14 protein-coding genes are annotated in these 20,850 nt (G+C 72.7%); 3 read left to right on the forward strand and 11 right to left on the reverse strand.

The window, feature by feature from the left end; all coding sequences use genetic code 11:
- Positions 1 to 24: 24 nt before the first annotated feature.
- From BLW57_RS06515 to BLW57_RS06540, 6 genes are read right to left on the reverse strand one after another with little or no spacing between them, the layout of a single operon-like run.
- Positions 25 to 3,048, reverse strand: a complete 3,024-nt coding sequence (locus BLW57_RS06515) for an alpha-mannosidase (protein WP_093472814.1) — start codon at positions 3,046 to 3,048, stop codon at positions 25 to 27.
- 30 nt (positions 3,049 to 3,078) lie between these two features.
- Positions 3,079 to 5,112, reverse strand: coding sequence for an endo-beta-N-acetylglucosaminidase (locus tag BLW57_RS06520; protein WP_093472816.1), 2,034 nt, complete (start codon positions 5,110 to 5,112; stop codon positions 3,079 to 3,081).
- Entirely contained in the window at positions 5,109 to 6,365 is a 1,257-nt protein-coding gene (locus BLW57_RS06525; protein ID WP_093472817.1) for a glycoside hydrolase 5 family protein, read from the reverse strand. Before BLW57_RS06525 ends, BLW57_RS06520 begins: the two co-directional genes overlap by 4 nt.
- Positions 6,366 to 6,398: 33 nt before the next feature.
- On the reverse strand, positions 6,399 to 7,304 hold the full coding sequence (locus tag BLW57_RS06530) for a carbohydrate ABC transporter permease (protein WP_093472819.1): 906 nt from the start codon (positions 7,302 to 7,304) through the stop codon (positions 6,399 to 6,401).
- On the reverse strand, positions 7,301 to 8,188 hold the full coding sequence (locus BLW57_RS06535; protein ID WP_093472820.1) for a carbohydrate ABC transporter permease: 888 nt from the start codon (positions 8,186 to 8,188) through the stop codon (positions 7,301 to 7,303). The genes BLW57_RS06530 and BLW57_RS06535 overlap by 4 nt, the downstream gene beginning before the upstream one ends.
- A 6-nt stretch (positions 8,189 to 8,194) precedes the next feature.
- Entirely contained in the window at positions 8,195 to 9,481 is a 1,287-nt protein-coding gene (locus BLW57_RS06540) for an ABC transporter substrate-binding protein (protein ID WP_093472822.1), read from the reverse strand.
- A gap of 256 nt (positions 9,482 to 9,737) precedes the next feature.
- Here BLW57_RS06540 and BLW57_RS06545 point away from each other — a divergent pair, with 256 nt between their 5' ends.
- Together BLW57_RS06545 and BLW57_RS06550 are read left to right on the forward strand one after the other, a co-directional pair.
- Positions 9,738 to 10,748, forward strand: a complete 1,011-nt coding sequence (locus tag BLW57_RS06545) for a LacI family DNA-binding transcriptional regulator (RefSeq protein ID WP_371127847.1) — start codon at positions 9,738 to 9,740, stop codon at positions 10,746 to 10,748.
- 116 nt (positions 10,749 to 10,864) lie between these two features.
- Complete coding sequence (locus tag BLW57_RS06550) at positions 10,865 to 12,223, forward strand: amidase (protein ID WP_093472824.1); 1,359 nt, start codon at positions 10,865 to 10,867, stop codon at positions 12,221 to 12,223.
- 201 nt (positions 12,224 to 12,424) lie between these two features.
- Here the strand turns inward: BLW57_RS06550 and BLW57_RS40465 are convergent, their stop codons facing one another.
- On the reverse strand, positions 12,425 to 12,598 hold the full coding sequence (locus BLW57_RS40465) for a hypothetical protein (protein ID WP_101377026.1): 174 nt from the start codon (positions 12,596 to 12,598) through the stop codon (positions 12,425 to 12,427).
- 508 nt (positions 12,599 to 13,106) lie between these two features.
- Between BLW57_RS40465 and BLW57_RS06555 the strand changes: the two genes are divergently transcribed.
- The gene (locus BLW57_RS06555; RefSeq protein WP_093472826.1) at positions 13,107 to 13,502 is read left to right on the forward strand and encodes a hypothetical protein; all 396 of its coding nucleotides are present in this window, start codon (positions 13,107 to 13,109) and stop codon (positions 13,500 to 13,502) included.
- Positions 13,503 to 13,623: 121 nt separating this feature from the next.
- On the opposite strand, the gene BLW57_RS06560 is transcribed toward BLW57_RS06555, so the two are convergent.
- From BLW57_RS06560 to glgC, 4 genes are all read right to left on the reverse strand, one after another.
- The gene (locus BLW57_RS06560) at positions 13,624 to 15,153 is read right to left on the reverse strand and encodes an SDR family NAD(P)-dependent oxidoreductase (protein ID WP_093472827.1); all 1,530 of its coding nucleotides are present in this window, start codon (positions 15,151 to 15,153) and stop codon (positions 13,624 to 13,626) included.
- Positions 15,154 to 15,694: 541 nt separating this feature from the next.
- Positions 15,695 to 17,026 (reverse strand): wax ester/triacylglycerol synthase family O-acyltransferase, encoded by a 1,332-nt coding sequence (locus tag BLW57_RS06565; protein WP_093472828.1) that lies wholly within the window; start codon positions 17,024 to 17,026, stop codon positions 15,695 to 15,697.
- A 148-nt stretch (positions 17,027 to 17,174) separates the two neighbouring features.
- Positions 17,175 to 19,496, reverse strand: a complete 2,322-nt coding sequence (locus tag BLW57_RS06575) for a GH92 family glycosyl hydrolase (RefSeq protein ID WP_093472830.1) — start codon at positions 19,494 to 19,496, stop codon at positions 17,175 to 17,177.
- 124 nt (positions 19,497 to 19,620) lie between these two features.
- Positions 19,621 to 20,841 carry a glucose-1-phosphate adenylyltransferase gene (gene glgC, locus BLW57_RS06580; RefSeq protein WP_093472831.1) on the reverse strand — a complete coding sequence of 407 codons (1,221 nt, stop codon included), beginning with the start codon at positions 20,839 to 20,841 and terminating at the stop codon, positions 19,621 to 19,623.
- Positions 20,842 to 20,850: the final 9 nt, after the last annotated feature.

The following is a 20,850-nucleotide window of genomic DNA, read 5'->3' on the forward strand; positions in this document are numbered from 1 at the left end:
CGGGGCGCCCCGGCCACCGCGGCCTCACGCCCGGCGCAGCCGCAGCGTCATCAGCTCGAAGGGCCGCAGCGCCACGGTGATCCGGTCGCCGTCGCGCACCGGCGGTTCCCCGTCACCGCCCGGCCGTTCCAGCAGGTCCGTCACCGTGACGTCCGCGATTCCGAAGCCGGCCGTGAGCGTGGCCCGGGCCCGGCCGCCGTGCGCCTCGTGGAAGCGGACCACCACGTCGCCGCTGCCGTCGTCGGCCAGCTTCACGGCCGTGACCACGACCGCGTCGTCGTCCACGGCGACCAGCGGGGCGACCTCGTGGGCGCCGGTCGTGCGCCGCTCCGGCAGGTTGATCCGCCAGCCCTCGCGGACCGCGTCCGCGATCGCCGCACCGGGGACCAGAGCGTGCCGGAACCGGTGCACGCCCTGGTCGGTCTCGGGATCGGGGAAGCGCGGGGCGCGCAGCAGGGAGACCCGCACGGTGGTCGTCGTCCCGCGGTCTTGGCCGGTCCGCACGCTCCGGGTCACGTCGTGGCCGTACGTCGAGTCGTTGACGACGGCGACGCCCCAGCCCGGCTCCTCCAGGTGCACGAAGCGGTGGTTGCACGCTTCGAACTTGGCTGCCTCCCATGAGGTGTTGGTGTGCGTGGGCCTGAAGGCGTGCCCGAACTGCGTCTCGGACGCGTACCGTTCGGCGTGCAGGTCGAGCGGGAAGGCCAGCTTCAGGAACTTCTCCGTCTCGTGCCAGTCGACCTCGGTGTCCAGCACCAGCCGCTTCTCCCCCGGCGGCAGCGACAGCACCTGGGTGACCCGGGAGTCCCCGAAGGACCGCACGACCCGCACCGACTCCCCGTCCTCGCCGGCCGTGACCGAGTCGGCGTCCGTGAGGTCGGTGACGGTGTTGCGGTAGAAGGAGTCGACGTCCCAGGCGTCCCACATGTTCGGGAAGTCCGGGTGCAGCTGGAGGAGACCGGCGACGGTGCCGGGGGCGATCGTCTCGCGGCCGGCGGCGAGGTCGTACGCGGAGACGACCAGACCGCGGCCGTCGACGGCGATCCGGAGCAGCCCGTTGTCCAGCACGTGACCGCCGTCCGGGCCCGCCGTGAGGGTCGTCCCGGGCTGCCCGGCCGGGGCCGCCGCGGCCCCGCCCGCCGGGACGCCGTGGCGGCCGTGCGGGGCCGCGTTGAAGACCAGCGCGGTGGTGCCCTCCCCGGCCAGCGCGCGCTGGGCGCCCTCGACGACCGCGGTCAGCTCGCCGGCGACACGCTCGTACGTCGCCCGCGCCTCCCGGTGCACCCAGGCGATGGACGATCCGGGCAGGATGTCGTGGAACTGGTGCAGCAGGACCGTCTTCCAGATCCGGTCCAGCTCCTCGTAGGGGTAGGGGAAACCGGTGCGCACGGCCGCGGTGGCCGCCCACAGCTCGGCCTCGCGCAGCAGGTGCTCGCTGCGCCGGTTGCCCTGCTTGGTCTTGGCCTGGCTGGTGAGGGTCGCCCGGTGCAGTTCGAGGTACAGCTCGCCGACCCAGACGGGCGGCGCGGGGTACTCCGCCTCGGCCTTCTCGAAGAAGGCGCGGGGTGTCTCCCAGACGACGGTGGCGGACCCTTCGAGGTCGCGCAGCCGGGCCGCCTTGGCGACCATCTCCCGGGTCGTGCCGCCGCCCCCGTCGCCCCAGCCGGTGGGCGCGAGCGAGTGCCGGGCCCTCCCCTTGTCCTTGAAGTTCCGTGCCGCGTGGGCGATCTCCGCGCCCTTCATGGAGCAGTTGTAGGTGTCGACGGGCGGGAAGTGCGTGAAGATCCGTGTGCCGTCGATGCCTTCCCAGAGGAAGGTGTGGTGCGGGAACTTGTTGGTCTGGGACCACGAGATCTTCTGCGTCAGCAGCCACTTGGAGCCCGCCGCCCGGATGATCTGCGGCAGACCGGCCGCGAAGCCGAAGGTGTCGGGCAGCCAGGCCTCCTCGTTCTCGACACCGAACTCGTCGAGGAAGAACCGCTTCCCGTGCACGAACTGCCGGGCCATCGCCTCCGAGCCGGGCATGTTGGTGTCCGACTCCACCCACATCCCGCCGGCCGGCACGAACCGCCCCTCCGCCACGGCCTTCTTCACCCGCGCCCACACCTCGGGCCGGTGCTCCTTCACCCAGGCCCACTGCTGCGCCTGGGACATGGCGAAGACGAACTCCGGCTCGTCCTCGATCAGCGCGGTCATGTTGGAGGTCGTCCGGGCCACCTTGCGGACCGTCTCGCGCAGCGGCCACAGCCACGCCGAGTCGATGTGCGCGTGCCCGACCGCGCTGATCCGGTGCGCCGACGGCACGGCGGGCGCCGACAGCACGCCGGTGAGCTGCTCCCGGGCGCGCTCCGCCGTGCCGCCCACGTCCTGGAGGTCCACGGCGTCCAGGGCCCGTTCGACGGCGCGCAGGATGTCGTGGCGGCGCGCGGAGTCCACGGGCAGCTCGGCCATCAGCTCGCCGAGCACCTCCAGGTCGAGCACCAGCCGCCACACCGTCTCGTCGAACACGGCGAGGTCCATGCGGGTGAGCGTGTACTGCGGCTCGGTCCCGGCGGTGTCCTTGTCCCCGAGCGCGGTGGGCCGGAAGGGGTGGTAGTCGAGGACGACCGGGTTGGAGGCGGCCTCGATGTGCAGGCGCACCTCCTCGCCGCCCTCGACGGGCGCACCGATCCTGACCCACTGGTTGCGGGGGTTGAGGCCCTTCACGGGGGTGCCGTCGGGCCGGTAGACCAGGCCCTCGCACTGGAAGCCGGGCATGTTCTCGTCGAAGCCGAGGTCGAGCAGGGCCTCGACGGTCCGGCCGGCCCAGGCCTCGGGCACGGTCCCGGTCACCCGGAACCAGCTCGTCCCCCAGGGAGCACCCCACCGTGCGCCCACGGCGATCGGCGCGGGCTCGGCGGCGAGCCCCTCCGCGACCGGTACGGGCTCGCCGGGCGCGTGCCACACCGCGACCTCCAGCGGCACGGACTCGGGGTACACGGCGGGTCGGACGCGTTCGTCGAGGACGCGCCGGAGGCGGGCTTCCACCAGTGTGCGGTCGTCATGCATGCGGGGTGCTCCCTGCGGGGTTCCGGGTGGTTACCAGGGGTGGGTGACGGTCACGGGGGTCGAGGCGTTGTAGAGCTCCCCCACGGCGCGCAGTTCGAACCGTGCGGCCTTCTCCTGCTGCTCGGGCTCCAGTCCGACGGCGAAGAAGGCGCACTGGCCGGTGGCGCCGAGGAAGCGGCGGGTGCCGTCGGGGAGGAGACGGTGGAGGGTGTAGTGACGGACGGTGCCGGGGGCGGCGTTCCAGGCGAGGCGGAGATCGCCGCCGTTCGCGGCGGTGACGCGGGCGCCAAAGGGGGCGGAGGGCGTGGTGACCGCGTTGCGGACGGCGATCCCGCCCAGTCGCCAGCGCACGGGTCCGGCGCCGGCGGTGAGCCGGACGCCGAGGGCGTGGACGGTGCCGGACAGTCCGGTGAGCGGAAGGCGCGCGGTCTGCCACCCGTTGACCGTCTTCACACGGCAGGCCTTGTTGTCCGCGTTCACCGGCAGACAGGTGTACGGCGGTGCCGTCCCCGCCGTCGTCGGCTCGCCCGTCGCCACCGCCAGTTCGACGTCCACCTCCCCAGCCTCGCCGCGGTACGTCAGCTCGACAACGGTGTTCGCGGCGATCGGCAGCCGGGTCGCGTACAGATCCACCACCGCCGGTCCGTCCAGTGCGCCGGCGACCAGCACGCTGTTCCCGCCCCGCCAGGCGTCGGCGAAGTCGAAGGAGACGGCCGGGCGCTGCCCCGGCGTCCGTACCACCCAGCGCCGGGAGGGCAGCCGGTCCTGGAGCCCGAGGTGGTTCCAGGGCTTGTCGGAGGTGACGGCCCCCTCCTCGTACCAGCGCAGCCCGTGCCCGGTGTTGAAGACGCTCGCGAACGGCAGCGAGGTCACCGTCGACCGGTCGGCCACCGACACCGCGGGCGCCCGCCAGGGATCACCCGTGTCCGGCCGGGACGGATCGAGGGACCGTCCGCTCCAGAACCGGTCGTCGGCCGCGTGGAAGTCCTCGGGGGCGCGTCGGTCGGCGGGCAGGTGGTTGCGGGTCCACTCGGGCCGGTACAGGCCGATCGAGGTGGTGTGGGATTTCCCGGCGGGCACGACGGCGTCCCAGTCGACCGAGGTGCCGGACCCGTTCGACTCGACGTCGACGCCCGCCCACAGCGCGTACCGGCCGTGGCCCAGCCGGTCGGCCCTCGTGCCCGAGGAGTCGAGGGTGCCCGCGCTCCACCGGAAGTCGACGAACATGTCGTCGGCCGCCTGGAAGAACGCCTCGTTCTGGCTGTTCAGGGCGCCCTGCCAGCTGACCGTGCCGTTCACGGTCATGGCGTCGTACCAGGTCACGCGCTGTCCCCTGGCCGCCGCCAGGGTCTTCAGCTCCTTGATGAAGCCGAGCATGGCCGTACCGAGCGCGGTGTTGCCGCCGCTCGTCTCGGCGTTGACGAACCAGCCGTCGAAGCCGTGGGCCGCCGCCACCGCGACCAGCTGGGCGGCGAGCGGAAAGTGTCCGCTCGCGTCCTTCCGCACCAGGTCGCGGGTCCACCGGAGCTGCCCGCCGTAGGCCACCGGGGGCAGGAAGACGTTGCCGAGGACGGGGACGCCGTGCCGGTGGGCGGCGTCCACGACCGGCGCGTTGGGCGCCAGGATCAGCCCCTCGCCCGCCGAACCGCCCCAGAAGACCAGCTCGTCGAGGTACGACCAGTGGGTGAGGGCGTAGTAGTCGGCGGTGGCCGCGCCCTGGGAGGGGTTTGCGGAGGTGGGGCCGAAGGAGACCAGGGCCTGGACCCGGGCCTGGCCGGAGCGTGCGGTGTTGTTCGCCGGGGTCGGGGTGAAGCGGGGCGCGAGCGGCACGGACGCGGCGTTGAAGGCGAGGTCGGCGTCGTCGGCGGCGCGCCAGCTCTTCAGGCTGCGCCAGGTGATGCCGGGGCCGGGGCTGCCGGCGGGGAATGTGTCCGGGTACCAGTACGAGGCGTACGGCGGGATCGCGGCGCCGGTGCGCGGGGCCGCGGCGGCGGCTTCGGGCAACGCGGGTGCCAGGGCTGCCGCGGTGGCGGCGATGAGGACGGTGCGTCTGGTGGGGTTCACGAGCGGGTGCCTCCTTGTGGGGTGGGGAGTACCTGGTCGGGAGTGACGACTTCGGTGACGCCGCGCGCGGCGAGGTGCTCCTTGTCGTCGGCGCGGGTGTCGAGCACGGTGGTGGGCCTGGCGCCGTCGGCGGTCAGCCGGAAGTACGCGTCGAAGACCGGGCCGCCGGGGGCGCAGCGGGAGCGGTGGGCCGGGTCGGCGGGCACGACGAGGGCCGTTCCGCGCCCGGCGGGCGGGGTGTGTGTCCCCCGGGCCGCGTCGGCCAGGACCCGGGCGATGTCCTTCGGCCGCCGCTCGCCGGTCAGCAGCCCCAGGGAGTATTCGAGTGCGGGGAAATCGGCGAGGTCGCGCGGGACGTCGTAGGAGCACCACCAGGTGATGCCCCACAGGTCGGGGCAGTCGAGCACGTTCGCGACCGTGGCCTCGGCGAAGGCGGCCGCGTGCGCGGCGGGGACCAGAGGGGCGGGGGCGCCGACCTCCTGGAGCCACACCGGCCGGTGCGGCGCGTCGGCCCAGGCCTTGCTCAGCTCGACGAGGTAGGCCGCGTGGTGCTCGGCCGGCACGGAGGTGCGGCCGTGCCGCTGGACGGTGCCGTTGAAGACCCAGGAGTGCACGGCGGTGACGTCGCCGAGCCGGGCGGAGTGGCCGGGGGTGAAGGGCTGGTCGTCCTGGTACCAGGCGGCGTCGTAGGAGGCGTGCAGATGGAGCCGGCCGGGGGCGCCCTCGGCGCAGGCGGCGAGCATCCGCACCAGCCATCGCTCGGCCTCCTCGGCCGTGATGCGGTCCGGGTCCGGGTGCGGTCCGGCGGCGAACTGGTTGACCTCGTTGCCGACGGTCATGCCGAGGAAGGCCGGCCGGTCGGCGAGGGCGGCGGCCAGGGTGCGCAGATAGGCGGCCTGTCCGTCGACCACGTCCGGGTCGGTGAAGAGGTTGCGGCGGTGCCAGGTGCGGGTCCACGCGGGCAGGAAGTCGAAGCTGCTCAAGTGCCCTTGCAGACCGTCGACGTTGACGTCCAGACCGCGCTCGGCCGCTGCGTCGGCGAGGGCCACGAGCTGCTCGACGGCACGCGGGCGGATCAGGGTGCGGTTGGGCTGGAAGTACGGCCACAGCGGGAAGACGCGGATGTGGTCGAGGCCCAGTGCGGCGATGGCGTCGAGGTCGGCGCGCACGGAGTCGAGGTCGAAGTCGAGCCAGTGGTGGAACCACCCGACGCTCGGGGTGTAGTTGACGCCGAAGCGCACGGCAGGGGGCATGGGTGTCCTTGGTCCTCGCGGGTCGGTACGGGGTCAGCCCTTGACGGCGCCCTCGCCGACCCCGCGGAAGAAGTACCGCTGGAGGCAGGCGAAGAGGGCGATGAGCGGTGCCACGGCGATCACGGTGCCGGCGGCGACGAGCCGCTCGTCGTTGGCGAAGGTGCCGTGCAGGTAGTTGAGGCCGATGGTGAGGGTGAACCGGGACGGGTCGCTGAGCACGATGAGCGGCCACAGGAAGTCGTCCCACGCGCCCATGAACGCGAAGATCGCGACGACGGCGAGGGTGCCCTTCACCGACGGCAGCGCGATGCGCACGAACCGCTGCCAGACGTTGGCGCCGTCGACGTAGGCGGCCTCCTCGATCTCGTAGGGCAGGTTGCGGAAGGCGTTGCGCATCAGCAGCACGTTCATCGCGCCGATCGCGCCCGGCAGGACGACCCCGACGAGCGTGTTGTTCAGGCCGAGTTCGCGCATGGTGGTGAACTGGGCGATGACGATGCCCTCGACGGGCACGAGCATCGCCAGGACGAAGACGATCGTGGTCGCGCGCCGGCCGCGGTAGCGCAGTCGGGCCAGGGCGTAGCCGGCGAGCGCCGAACCGACGCAGTTGGTCACGACGTTGGCGGTGGCGACCTTCAGGGAGTTCAGCGCGTAGTCCCAGACCGGCATGATGTCGGCGACCCGTGCGTAGTTGTGCCCGGTGGGGTGGCCGGGCAGGAACGTGGGCGGTGAGCTGTAGATGTCCTCGGTGGGGCCCTTGAGCGAGGTGGACAGCTGCCAGAGGAACGGGCCGACGGTCAGGGCGAGGACGGTGAGCAGCAGCAGGTAGCGCAGGGCCAGTTCGCCGACCCGGATGCGCCGGCCGTGCTCGTCGGTGACGCGCGGTTCCCCGGCCGCGGCGGCCGGCCGCTCGGGCCGTACCTTCTCCAGGACGCTCACGACTCCTCCCTCCGGTCGGCGCGCAGCACGAGCAGCATCAGCGCGACGGTGACGGCGAAGACGACGACGGAGAGGGCGGAGGCGTAGCCGACGCGGCCGGTGAGGCCGGTGCCGGTGCGCTGCACGAGCATGACGAGGGTGGTGTCCTCGCCGGCCGGGCCGCCGCTGGGTCCGGCCATCAGGTACACCTCGGAGAACACCTTGAAGGCGGCGACCGAGGAGAGCGCGGCGACCAGCACCATCGTGGAGCGGACCGCCGGCACGGTGACCGAAAGGAAGCGGCGGACCGGTCCGGCGCCGTCCACGGCGGCGGCCTCGTGCAGTTCGCGCGGCACGTTCGCGAGCGCCGCGAGATAGATGATCATGTAGTAGCCGAGGCCCTTCCACACCGTGACGGCCATCGCACTGAGCAGGAGCAGCCACTGGTCGCTGAGGAAGCCGACCCGGCCGATCCCGGCCGTCTCCAGCAGCGAGTTCACGAGCCCGCGTTCGTCCAGCAGCCACACCCAGATCAGCCCGACCACGACGATCGAGGCGACGACCGGGGTGTAGAAGGCGGAGCGGAAGAAGGTGATGCCGGGGATGTGCTTCTGCACCAGCAGGGCGAGCAGCAGCGGCAGGACGACGAGCGCGGGTACGACGCCGACGACGTACAGGGTGCTGTTGCGCAGTCCGGTCCAGAACATGTCGTCGTGGAGCAGTTCGCGGAAGTTGGCGAGGCCCACGAAGTGGCCGGGCACCAGAGTGCGGCGGTCGGTGAAGGAGTTCACCAGGGTGGAGACGAACGGGTAGAGCACGAAGGCGCCGGTGATCAGCAGGCCGGGGGCGGCGAACAGCCAGGGGCTGAAGGGGAGCCGGCGCTTGACGCGGAGGGGCGCGGCCATGGCGGGTCAGCCCTGCTGGAGCAGCCGGTCGGTGGCGGCGACAGCGTTGTCAAGAGCCGCCTTGGGGCTCTCCTTGCCCTGGAGCGCCTTGGCGACCTCGTTGCGCAGCGCGGTCTTCATCTGGTCGCTGAACAGCACGGGCGTGTAGTTGACCGCGTTCTTCAGGGACTTGGCGGCGGCGGCGCGCACCCTGGTCTCGTCGGTGCCGTCGTCCTTGGTGAAGTACGGGTCGTCGAGGGAGCCGGCGGTGCTCGGGAAGATGGCCACCTTTTTCGCGAAGGACATCTGGTTCCGCGCGTCGGTGACGAAGTGCGCGAAGGCGACCGCGGCCGGGGTGTGCTTGGTGCGGGAGTTGACCATCACGCCCATGACGTACATGTTGACGTGGCCGGTGCTGGTGATCTGGTCGGTGATGCCGATGTTCCGGTACAGGCTGGGCGCGTTCTTCTTGAAGTTGCCGAGGTCGAGGGCGCTGCCGGGGTTCATGGCGACGGCGCCGGTGAGGAACTTCTTGCCGGAGGACTCGGGGGTCGCGGTCAGTGCCTGCGGGTCGAGGGCCCTGGCGTCGTACAGCTCCTTGTACTTGGTGAGGAGCTGCACGCCCTTGGCGTCGTTGAAGGCGAACCCGGTGCCCTGCTTGTTCATGAGCGGGACGCCGTAGCGGCCGAAGTCCTCGATGGTGGGCACGTTGGCGAGGGTGGCGACCTTGCCGTCGCTCTTCTTCGCCATCCGGAGTGCGTCCGCGAAGAGTTCGTCGTACGTCTTCGGCGGCTGCTCGGGGTCGAGTCCGGCCTTGGTGAACAGGGACTTGTTGTAGAAGAGCGGGCCGGTGTTCAGGTACCAGGGGAAGGCGTACGTGCCGCTCAGACCGGGCACCTGATGGCCGGCCCAGGCGCCCGCCAGGTACTCGGAGCGGTACTTGGCGGCGGACTTGTCCAGGTCGAGGGCGAGACCGGCCTTGGCGAGCGGGGCGACCAGGTCCGGGGAGACGTTCACGACGTCGGGCAGGGTGCCGCCGGCGGCGTCGGCGCTGAGCTTGTCGGGGTAGCCCTCGGCGGGCTGGTCGACCCATTTCACGTGCGTCCCCGGGTACTTGTGCTCGAAGTCGGCGATGACGCCCTCGAAGTACGACTTGAAGTTCGCGCGCAGGTTCCAGGTCTGGAAGGTGATGTCGCCCTCCACCTTGCCGGAGGCGTCGGTCGAGCCGGTTCCGTCGCCGCCGGAGCCGCAGGCGCTGAGCGGCAGGACGAGGGCGACGGCAGCGGCGGCGAGGGCTCTGCGGGGCTTGGGCACGGTGACACGGCTCCCTTGCTGCGTCTGGCGGTTGGTGGCGCCGACGACCCTGCACGGGGTTTTCCGGGGAAGTCAATGAGTTCGCCGGAGCTAAAGAAATCCGTCCTTCATTAGTGCAGGTCAGCGGAGTTTGGCCGAGAACTTGCCCTCAATCGCTAATGCGCTTTAGGGTCTTGACACTCAAGCGCATTAGCGAAACCGTCGGGGAGAAGGGGGAATCGTGCCGGACAGACGGTCGCCCACACGTCGGCCCACGATGAAGGACATCGCCCGGCGGGCCGGGGTGTCCGAGAGCGCCGTGTCCTTCGCGCTCAACGGCCGCCCCGGTGTCTCCGAGACCACCCGCGCCCGGGTCCAGCGAGTGGCCGAGCAGCTCGGCTGGCGCCCCAGCGCGGCGGCGCGGCAGTTGTCGGGCGAGGGCGCGGCGACCGTCGGTTTCGTCCTCGCCCGCCCCGCGCACACCCTGGGCGTCGACTCGTTCTTCCTCCAGCTGGTGTCGGGCATCCAGGAGGTGCTCGCCGAACGCCATCTGGGCCTGCTCTTCCAGGTGGCGGAGGACGTGGGCGAGGAGTGCGCGGTGTACCGGCGCTGGTGGGCGGAGCACCGGGTGGACGGCGTACTGGTCGCCGACCCGCGCGCGGAGGACCCCCGCCCCGGCCTCCTCGACGAACTCGGCCTGCCCGCAGTGGTCATCGGGGGCGCACCCGACGTACGCCACCCGGGTCTGTCCACGGTGTGGGCGGACGACGCGGGCGCGATGGCCTCCGTCGTCGACGAGTTGACGGCGTTGGGCCACCGCAGGATCGTGCACATCGCCGGCCTGCCCGAACTGGCCCACACCCAGCGGCGGATCGCCACCCTGCGCGCGGAGGCGGACCGCCGTGGCCTCACCGAGGTCCGCTCGGTGACCACGGACTACTCCGACGCACAGGGCGCGGCGGTCACCCACCGGGTCCTCGTCGACTCCCCCGCGCCCACGGCGCTGATCTACGACAACGACGTGATGGCCGTGGCCGGCGTGGCCGCCGCGGTCGAACTGGGCCTCCGCGTCCCGCGGGACGTGTCGGTCGTCTCCTGGGAGGACTCGGCCCTGTGCCGCATGGTCACCCCGCGGCTCTCCGCCCTGTCCCGCGACAGCGCGGCGTTCGGCCGCACGGCGGCCCGGGAGCTGCTGGCCCTGCTGGACGGCGACCCGGCCCGCTCGGTGGGCGTACCGGTACCCCGGGTCACCGGCCGGGGCAGCACGAGCGCCGCACGGCCCGGCTGACGGAACCGTGCCGGCCGGGGCGGGACCCCTCGACGTACCGCCGCCGACCCGGCACAGTTCTTCCTGCGCCGTGATTCGTACCGGCGAGTAGCCGATGACCGACCGAGGGAGTGCCCGTGGGGAAGTGGGCCGGGCGGAGCGCCGCCGAGATCGCCGCCGCCGTACGCGGGAAGCAGGTGACACCGCGGGAGGTGATGGCCGAGCACCTCGCGCGGATCGAGCGGCTCGACGGCAGGATCGAGGCGTTCCGCACCGTCCGCGCGGAGGCCGCGCTCGCCGAGGCCGACGAGGTGGGCTCGCGTGCCGATCTGGCCGAACTGCCCCTGGCCGGTGTGCCGGTGGCCGTGAAGGACAACCTGGCGGTGCGCGGGGAGGCCCGTCGTAACGGCTCCGCCGCCACCCCGGACGCCCCGGCCGACGAGGATCACGTCACCGTGGCCCGCCTGCGGGCGGCCGGCGCGGTGGTCGTGGGCCTGACGAACGTGCCCGAGCTGTGTGTCTTCGGCACCACGGAGGGCGTGTACGGCATCGCCCGCAACCCGTGGGACCCCACGCGCACGGCGGGCGGCTCCTCGGGCGGCAGCGCGGCGGCGGTGGCCGCGGGACTCGTGCCGCTCGCGCTCGGCAACGACGGCATGGGCTCGCTGCGCATTCCGGCGGCGAACTGCGGACTGGTCACGCTGAAGGCGGGCCACGGAGTGGTGCCGGCGGGGATCGGCAACGGCGACTGGTTCGGCATGTCGGAGAACGGCCCGCTGGCCACGACGGTCGAGGACCTGCGGCTGATGTTCGGCGTCCTCGCGGGCGCCGAACCGGAGCGCGCGGCGGAGCCGCCCCGGCTCCGGATCGCCGCCGCCGTGCGCAGCCCGCTCGCCGGGGTCGGCGTGAGCAGGCCGTATACGACCGCGGTCCGGGAGGCGGCCGGGCTGCTGACCCGCGCCGGGCACCGGGTGCGGCGGGCCGAGCCGCCGTATCCGCTGGATCTGGGGGTGACCGCGGTACGGCACTGGACGGCCGGTACGGCGGTGGACGCCGAGGGCCTGGACCGGGCGCGGCTGGCCCGGCGTACCCGGGTGCACGCGGCGGTGGGCCGGCGTTTCGTGGCTTCGGTCCGTTCGGGTGACAGCCGGGAGCGGCTGCGCGCCCGGCTGGCGCCGTTCTTCGCCGAGCACGACGTCCTGCTGACCCCGTCGCTGGCGCGGCGCTCGCCGCAGGCCGGCCCCTGGCACGAGCGGGGCTGGCTGCGCAATGTCCTCGCGAACACGGCGTACTCGCCGTTCACCCCGCCGTGGAACCTCACCGGCTGGCCCGCGATGTCCCTCCCCTTCGGTTCCCTGCCCTCGGGTGCCCCCTGCGCGGTGCAGCTCGTGGGCCGTCCGGGGACGGAGTCCGTCCTGCTGGACCTGGCGGAGGAGCTGGAGCGTCTGCGCCCGTGGCAGCGCACGGCTCCCCTGGCCGAGCAGGCACGGGGGTGAGGCAGGCACGGGGGTGAGGCGGGCGGAGCCGGTGACGGCCGCGGTGTCCTCGGCGGTACGGGCGTCTCGGCGGCGGAGACGATCCTGGCCCGGAGATGCCGGAGCCGCGGCCGTACGGCGGCCGCGGCTTTCCCGATCGGCATGGGTACGAGTCCGCCGCGCCCATGCCCGTCGGCGATCGCGAAGGGTCCGGCGCCGGCGTCAGTCCACGCTGGGCAGGATGTGGGGTTCGGCGAGGTCGTCCTCGTAGCCCGCGAGGCGGATCGGGGCGGAACGGGCCCAGACGTCGAGGCTGCCGAGTTCTCCGGGCCGCCGGCCCGCGCGCTCCGAGCGTTCCGCCGGGCGCTGCTCGCGATTCGTCTTCTCCGGTGTCACCGCGCACTCCTTATGTGTCGGGTCACCCTCGGGGCGTACCGGACAGTCCGCACTCCGGAGCCGGACGCCCGCTCAGGTCTGGATGGAAGGCCAGTTCGGGCGCGGTGGCGCCGGTACCTCGTGTCAGAGCAGGCCGCTGTGAACCGGCTCGCCCCGGGACGGACGGTGGGTGTGGGTGGGACCCGTACTGCTGTCCGTCCGCTCCAGATTAACCAAATGAGCGGAGGTCCGCTCGATAGGGAGTGCAAACAAGATGTAACTTATGCGTGCCGATTGGTCCCGCAATAGCCCTCAATATGCGGCTGTTTGTCACGAACCGCATCAGCAGCGCAACAGAGCGAATCACTCACTTGGGCCACCCGGCCGAACACCTCTTCGATCCCGGGCCTCGGATCCGGTACGCCCATCCGGCCGGGCGCGGCGCAGTTCAAGTGCCGTTGGCCGGGCCGCAAGCTCGCCATGATCTGTTGGCGTGCGGGCAACGGCTGTCTCGCGGAAGGACTGACGCATGGAGCTGCGCAGCGTCGAGGAGCTGATGGATCTGCTGTACGCCGGCCGGCACCCGGACGCGCTGCGGACCGCCGCGCTGCTGCGCCGCGGCCGGCCCGCCGACAAGGAGCTCCAGGTGGCCGGGCTGGTGCTCGGCATCGGTCCGGTGCTGGCCCCCGGCGACGAGCGGGCCCGGGCCCGCAGCGCCGCCGAGGCGGTGCGGGCCCTGCTCGGCGAGCGCGTGTTCCGGCTGGTGCGCGGGGACGCGGGTGCCACCGAGGACGACACGCTGCGCCTGCGCCAGGCGGTCGAGGAGGGCCGCACGGGCGGCTTCGACGCGGGCGTGCTGGAGGACTGGCGCACGGTGCTGGAGCTGGTGGCGGCCCGCAACTCCCGCCTCCGTGCGGTGGATTGACGGCAGGCCCACTGTCGCGACGGCCCGGTCCGCCCGGTGGCCGGTCGGCGGAACGGGCCGCCGGGCGGGCCGCCGGTTTCCCGACCCGGCCGCCCGGCGGCTCACGCCCGGTCGGCCGTGATCACCACTTGCCGGGCGCGTAGTCCTTCAGGAAGACGCCGTACACGTCCTCGCCCGCCTCGCCACGCACGATCGGGTCGTAGACGCGGGCGGCTCCGTCGACCAGGTCGAGGGGGGCGTGGAAGCCGGCCTCGGCGAGGCGCAGCTTGTCGTAGTGGGGGCGCTCGTCGGTGATCCAGCCGGTGTCGACCGAGGTCATGAGGATGCCGTCGGCCTGGAACATCTCGTCGGCGCTGGTCCGCGTCACCATGTTCATCGCCGCCTTGGCGGCGTTGGTGTTCGGGTGGCCCGCGCCCTTGTAGCCGCGGCCGAACACGCCCTCCATGGCGGAGACGTTCACGACGTACGCCCGTCCGCTCGCCGCCTTCTTCGCGGCCTCGGCCATGGCCGGGCGGAGCTTGCTGATCAGGATGAACGGCGACGTGTAGTTGCACAGCTGCGTCTCGAGCAGCTCCACCGGGGAGATCTGGTCGATCGTCTGCACCCAGGTGTTGCTCTCGACCACGTCCGGGACCAGGCCGCCCGCGTCGATGGCGGTGCCGTCGAGGTGCCGGGCGACGCTGGCGTTGCCCGCGACAAGGGCGAGGTCGGCGACCTTCTGCGCGTCGAGACCGCTGGCGCCGAGGGGCAGCGCGGCCAGCCCGTCGACCGCGCCCGAGTTGAAGGCGCCGATGACGTGGTGGGCGGGGAGCTCACCGGCGGGCAGCGGGGCGTTCTCGCCCTCGACGAGGGCGGCGTACGCCGCGGGCAGGCGGCGCACGGTCTGCGTCGCGTTGTTGATCAGGATGTCCAGCGGGCCCGCCTCGGCGACCTGGTCGGCCAGAGCGACGGCCTGGGCCGGGTCGCGCAGGTCGATGCCGACGACCTCCAGACGGTGCATCCAGTCCGCCGAGTCGTCCATCGCCTTGAAGCGGCGGATGGCGTCCTTGGGGAACCGCGTGGTGACGGTGGTGTGCGCGCCGTCCCGCAGCAGGCGCAGCGCGATGTACATGCCGATCTTGGCCCGGCCGCCGGTGAGCAGGGCGCGCTTGCCGGTGAGGTCGGCGCCGGCGTCGCGCTTGGCCCGGTTGACGCCGGCGCAGTCCGGACAGAGCTGGTGGTAGAAGTAGTCGACCTCCACGTACCGGCCCTTGCAGGTGTAGCAGGAGCGCGGGCGCTGGAGTATGCCCGCGATCCTGCCGGCCTCGATCTTGGAGGAGGGCAGGATGCCCTCGGTCTCGTCGTCGATGCGCTCGGCGCTGCCGGTGGCGGTGGCCTCGGTGACGGCGCGGTCGTGCGCGGTCTTGGCGGCGCGGCGCTCCTGGCGGCGGCGCTGCTTGACCGTGCGGTAGATGTGCGAGGTGGCCCGGCGTACCGTGATCGCGTCGGGGTGGTCGACGTCGATCCGGTCGAGCTCCTCCAGCACGCTCAGGCAGACGGCGAGCCGCTCCGGGTCGATACCGGGACCGTGCACCATCTCGTCCATGGAGGCGTCCGTGGGGACCTCCATGGGGACCTCCATGGACGCAGACCCGTCCTCTGTCACCGTCATCGCGCTGCCGCTTCCGTGATCACCTGCGCAGCGCTCCGACTCGCGCCCGCTTTCGAACGGGGAATTTTACGGAGCGGCACCGCTTCCGGCCAAACCCGCCCGATCCCCGGGACGACGGGAGTGGGTTCGGCACCCCCCCGGCGCGCACCGCCACGGCCCGCCCCCGACGGCGAGAGCCGGGTCTCACCGACGGCGGTCCGGACCCACGGCCGTGCCCACTCGCGCCCTGTCGGCGCCGGGTACGTGCACGCCCCCCGGTGGGGCCACTGTCGGCGCCCTGTGGGCGTCACGAACCGCAGACCCGGCCTCGCCCGGAGAGCGGCGCGTAAGCCCCTGCCCCGGCCGAGCGCCGGGGCTCACCGGCGGCGCCCCACGCGTCGCGGGCGGAGCGCCCACCCGGCACAGCCCGGCGCTCCGTGCCTCTCGCACCGGGTGCTCACCGGCCGCGACGCGCAGTCCCTGACCTCCCGGCCCGCCCCCCGAGCCAAGTCCTCGGCCCTCGCCGGCCACGACCCCAGACCTCCCGCGCCGGACGGAGGACTTACGCGTCGCAGGCGAGCAGGAGTGTTTCCACCTCGGCCGTCACCGCGTGGGCGAACACGTCCAGGTCCGGCACCGCCTTCGCGTCGGCGACCAGGCCGTAGTGCACGTGGCCGCGGTACGTCGAGATCGCGACCGCCAGCGACTGCCCGGGCGCCAGCGGGGCCAGCGGGTAGACCTCGGTCAGGTCGTGCCCGCCGAGCCGGAGCCCGAGGCCGGGCAGCGGCACGCTGGTGACCAGGATGTCGAACCACAGCCGGGCGGCCTGGCCGACGAGCGGTCCGCCCAGCCGGTGGGCGAACGCCGGCACGTGGTCGGCCAGCAGGGCGACGGCCCCGGCACCCCGGTTGGGGCCCGCGTCCTTGTTGCGCACCATCGCCGTACGCACGGCGGCGAGGCGGGCGAGCGGGTCGGGGTCGTCGACCGGAAGCGGTATCAGGTACCCGGAGAGCCGGTTGCCCTGTGGGTGGGCGGTGCGCGGGCGGCGCCGGGAGACGGGGATGAGGGCCCGCGGCGCCACCCCCGCGCTGCCGTCGCCGCGCTCGTCCAGCCACCGGCGCAGCGCACCGGCGACGACCGCGATGAGGACGTCGTTGACGGTCCCGCCGACGCTCTTGCGCACCCGGTGCACGTCGTCGATGTCGAGGACGACCCCGGCGGTCCGGCGGGTGCCGCTCGGCGCGGAGGTCAGCGCGGAGGACGGACGCATGCCGAACGTGGACCGGGCCAGCGAGGCGCCGATGTCCAGGGCCCGGCCCACGTCCGACAGCGCTCCCCTGACCAGCTCGGGGACGCGGCCCGGCAGCGCCCGCACGTCCGGCAGCAGACCGCGCGGCGGCTCGGCGGCGCGGGGCGCGGAGTACGGGAGGTCGACCGGGTCCAGCACGCCGGCGGCGAGCTTCAGGGCGCGCAACCCGTCGGCGAGGGCGTGGTGGAACTTGAACAGCACCGCGAAGGACACCCCGTCCTCGCCGGGCAGCACATGCGCCTCCCACGGCGGCCGGCCTCGCTCCAGCGGGCGCTCCATCAGCCGGCCGGCGGCCTCGTGGAAGTCCGCGGTCGGGGCGTGCAGCCTGACGTGGTGGAGCGGGTCGAAGTCCGGGTCGGGCTCGCGGGCCGCGCCGCCGAAGGCGAGCGGCTGCCAGACGTCGCGGATGCGCATGCGCAGGCCCGGTACGGCGGCGGCGCGCGCCGCGAGCAGATCGGCGGCGTGGGCACCGGCCGTGGGCGAGTGCGCGCCGAAGACGCCGAGCGCCCCGAGGTGCATCGGATGCCGTTCGGACTCCATGTTCCAGAACGCCAGGTCGAGGGGAGCGAGCAGGTGGGAAGTCAAGGGCTTGCCTCGCGCGTCGACGAAGGGATGGATCTGCAGTCAATCTCCGCGAGCCGATTACGGTCAAGTACGAGCAGGCTACGCACAGTTAACAGCAGATTAAGTCCCGCTTCCGCCGAAAGAGGCGGGACCCAAGTGACAGGGGAGGTCACCTCAGCACGGGTTGCGCCGCCTCGGGTGACGTACCCCACTCCGACGGGCGCGGGCCGACCGTGAACGCGAGCGAGCGCAGGGTGCGCAGCCCGGCCGTCGTCAGATAGGTCCGCGCGTGCGGCCGGCCGTCGGTGCGGACGGCCTGGATGTACCGGTCGGCGGCGGAGGTGCCCGGCGCGGCGACGGTGAGCCCGCCGCTCGGCCAGTAGCGCCGGTCCAGGCTGAGGTGGACCCGGTCGAAGACCGGGGTGGACAGGCCCCAGGTGTCGTAGCCCGGCTGGATCGGGAAGAGGCCGATGGACGACAGCACGTTCCAGGCGGACATCGTGCCGAGGTCGTCGTTGCCGGTCATGCCGGTGGGCGTGTCCGTGAACAGGGTCAGCGCCGCGTGCACCACGTCCGTGGTCTTCCAGGGCTGGCCGGTGGCCAGGTAGGTGTACGGCGCGATCAGGTCGGGCTCGTTCTGCGGGTTGTACTTGTCCGCGTTGTAGTACGCGTACGGGTCGCCGTGCACCCAGACCTCGCGGGCGGTCCGCCCGGGGTCGGCGAGCAGCCGGTCGTAGGCGAAGAAGGAGTCCAGCCGCTCGTTGGCCGCGCGCTTGCCGCCGATCAGGCCGACCATGCCGGGCAGGTCCTGCGGCACGAGCCACTGGTACTGCCAGGCGGTGCCCTCGTGGAAGCCGATACCGCGGGCCGGGTCGGGCGAGCCGGTGAAGGCGCCGGCGGCGTCGCGGGCGCGGAAGAAGCCGGTGGCGGGGTCGAAGACGTTGCGGTAGTTCCGGGACCGGGCGGCGTACCGGGCGGCGTCGCCGTCGTGTCCGAGGCCGCGGGCCATCTGGGCGAGCATGGCGTCGGAGAGCGCGTACTCGAGGGTGACCGAGGCACCGTGGTGGTAGTCGGAGTCGCCCATCTTGGCGTACGGCTTGCCCTTGACGTACGGGGCGAACCCCTGCGCGAGATACTCGGCGTTGGCCTCCCGGCCGACGCCCGGGTACTGGGCGGGCGGCACGCCGTCGGCGTTCTTCCGCAGCGCGCGGTAGGCCCGCTCCTCGAAGCCCCGGAGCAGACCCAGGTGGTAGGCCGTGGTCAGGAACGGGGTGACCGGGTCGCCGCTCATGATGTTCGTCTCGACGGGGCCGTAGCCCCACTTGGGCAGCCAGCCGCCGTCCTCGTCGACCGCGACCAGCGACCGCGCCATGTCCCGTGTCTCGCGCGGCGCGAGGAGGCCGAGCAGCTGGACCTGGGTGCGGTAGGTGTCCCACAGCGACCAGTTCTGGTAGTACGTGAACCCGTCGGCGCGGTGGGTGCGGCGGTCCCAGCCGGTGTAGCGGCCGTCGGCGTCGCTGCCGACGTTGGGCGCCAGGAACGTCCGGTACAGCGAGGAGTAGAAGGTGCGGCGCAGGGTGGGCGCGCCGCCCTCGACGCGGACGTCGGCGAGCCTGCGCTCCCACTCCTCGCGGGCCCGGCCGCGCACGGCGTCGAAGCTCCGGCCGCCCTCGGCGCGCAGATTGGTGGCGGCACCGCGCGCGTCGACGTACGACAGCGAGGTGGTCGCCTCGACGGTGCGGTCCCGGGTGGTGTCGAAGCGGAGGTAGGCGCCACCGTGCCCGCTGCGGGCGCCCGGGGTGACGGTGGAGCCGTCCCAGGTGCCGTACGCGGTGAAGGGCCGGTCGAAGCGAGTGATCGTGTAGACCGTGTAGGGGCCGGTGTCCCGGCAGAAGCCGTGGCCGGTGATCTCGGTGCGCACCGTGCGGTCGTCGAGGATCTCCACCGCGCTCGCGACCGGCTTGTGCAGTGACTGGGCCGCGTTCAGCAGGACGTTGGCCTTGTCGGTGGCGGGGAACGTGTAGCGCTGCACGCCGGTGCGCGCGGTGGCGGTCAGTTCGGCGCGGATGCCGGAGGCCAGGCCGACGCCGTAGTAGCCGGGGCTCGCCTGCTCGTCCGCGTGCGAGAACCGGGCGGCGTACCGGGCGTAGTCCGTCTGCGTGACGTCACCGGTGGTGGGCAGTACCGGCAGGTCACCGCCGATGCGGCAGCCGACGCCCGAGAGATGGACCAGCGAGAACCCGCGGATACGGTTCTGCGTGTAGTCGTAGCCGGTGCTGTGCCCGGTGTCCGGGGAGAGCTGCACCATGCCGAAGGGCACGGCCGCGCCGGGGAAGGTGTTGCCCTCGTTCTGGCTCCCGATCAGGGGATTGACCAGGTCGGTGAGGTGGCCGTCGGTCCGCTCGGCGGCGCGTGCGGCGGGGGTGGCGAACAGCGCGGACGCCGCCATCACCCCCGCCATGCACAGCCGTGTGCGCCGGGTCCCTCTCATGTCGGATGACCTCCGCAGGTTCGACATCGTTGCCTGCATCCTGAGGGGCGGAGGGCGCAAATCCGGGCATTCTGAAGGGATTACACGAAACGCGTCGCGGTGACGGGGAGGGCGCTCCGGGCGGTCAGGGGACCCGCTGGCCCTTGCCCAGCGCGATGACCCCGCCCTTGGAGACGGTGTACAGCTCGGCGTCCCGCTCCGGGTTGACGCCGATCGTCGCGCCGGGCGGGACCTCGACGTTCTTGTCCAGCACGGCGCCGCGGACGACCGCGCCCCGGCCGATGCGGACGTTGTCGTGCAGCACCGAGCCCTGCACGACCGCGCCCGGGTCCACGCGGACGCCCGGCGAGAGCACCGAGCGGGTGACCTGACCGCGGATCAGGCAGCCCGCGCTGATGATGGACTCGCTCGCGATGCCGCCCGCGTTGAAGCGCGCCGGGGAGAGCTGGTAGGAGTGCGTGTAGATGGGCCACTGCCGGTTGTAGAGGTTGAAGGCGGGCCGCTCGGCGATCAGGTCCATGTGCGCCTCGTAGTAGGCGTCGAGGGTGCCGACGTCCCGCCAGTAGCCCTGGTCGCGTGTCGTCTCGCCGGGCACGTGGTTGTCGCTGAAGTCGTACAGCTGGGCGTCGCCGCGCACGGTGAGCTGGGGCAGGATCGAGCCGCCCATGTCGTGCACGGACTGGCTGTCCTCGGCGTCCCGGTGCAGGGCCTCGACGAGGGCCTTGGTGGTGAAGATGTAGTTGCCCATCGAGGCGAACACGCACTCGGGGTCGTCCGCCAGTCCGGGCGGGTCGGCCGGCTTCTCCAGGAAGCGCTGGACCGCGCGGCCGTCCGAGCCCGGAGTGATCACGCCGAAGGACGAGGACTCCGCGCGCGGCACCCGGATACCGGCCACCGTCACCCCCGCCCCGCCCTCGATGTGCTGGCGGAGCATCTGCCGCGGGTCCATCCGGTAGACGTGGTCCGCGCCGAACACGGCAACGTACTCGGGCTGTTCGTCGTGGACCAGGTTCAGGGACTGCAGGATCGCGTCGGCGCTGCCCAGGTACCAGCGCGGGCCGAGCCGCTGCTGGGCCGGGACCGGCGTGACGTAGTTGCCGAGCAGACTGGACATCCGCCAGGTGGTGGTGATGTGCCGGTCCAGCGAGTGCGACTTGTACTGGGTGAGCACACAGATCCGCAGCACGTCGGCGTTGACGAGATTGGACAGCACGAAGTCGACCAGACGGTACGTCCCGCCGAAGGTGACCGCCGGTTTGGCGCGGTCCGCGGTGAGCGGCATCAGCCGCTTCCCCTCCCCGCCCGCCAGCACGATCCCGAGAACCGAAGGCCCACCACGACGCATGGCGTCTCC

Source organism: Streptomyces sp. 1222.5, assembly GCF_900105245.1.
GTDB classification, from domain to species: Bacteria; Actinomycetota; Actinomycetes; order Streptomycetales; family Streptomycetaceae; genus Streptomyces; species Streptomyces albidocamelliae.

What these genes read in the sequence shown, in the direction of transcription:
- BLW57_RS06515 (WP_093472814.1), bottom strand. Translation starts at nt 3,048, where the DNA reads ATGCATGACGACCGCACACTGGTGGAAGCCCGCCTCCGGCGCGTCCTC.
- BLW57_RS06525 (WP_093472817.1), bottom strand. Translation starts at nt 6,365, where the DNA reads ATGCCCCCTGCCGTGCGCTTCGGCGTCAACTACACCCCGAGCGTCGGG.
- BLW57_RS06535 (WP_093472820.1), bottom strand. Translation starts at nt 8,188, where the DNA reads ATGGCCGCGCCCCTCCGCGTCAAGCGCCGGCTCCCCTTCAGCCCCTGG.
- BLW57_RS06545 (WP_371127847.1), top strand. Translation starts at nt 9,738, where the DNA reads ATGAAGGACATCGCCCGGCGGGCCGGGGTGTCCGAGAGCGCCGTGTCC.
- BLW57_RS06555 (WP_093472826.1), top strand. Translation starts at nt 13,107, where the DNA reads ATGGAGCTGCGCAGCGTCGAGGAGCTGATGGATCTGCTGTACGCCGGC.
- BLW57_RS06560 (WP_093472827.1), bottom strand. Translation starts at nt 15,153, where the DNA reads ATGACGGTGACAGAGGACGGGTCTGCGTCCATGGAGGTCCCCATGGAG.
- BLW57_RS06575 (WP_093472830.1), bottom strand. Translation starts at nt 19,496, where the DNA reads ATGAGAGGGACCCGGCGCACACGGCTGTGCATGGCGGGGGTGATGGCG.
- glgC (WP_093472831.1), bottom strand. Translation starts at nt 20,841, where the DNA reads ATGCGTCGTGGTGGGCCTTCGGTTCTCGGGATCGTGCTGGCGGGCGGG.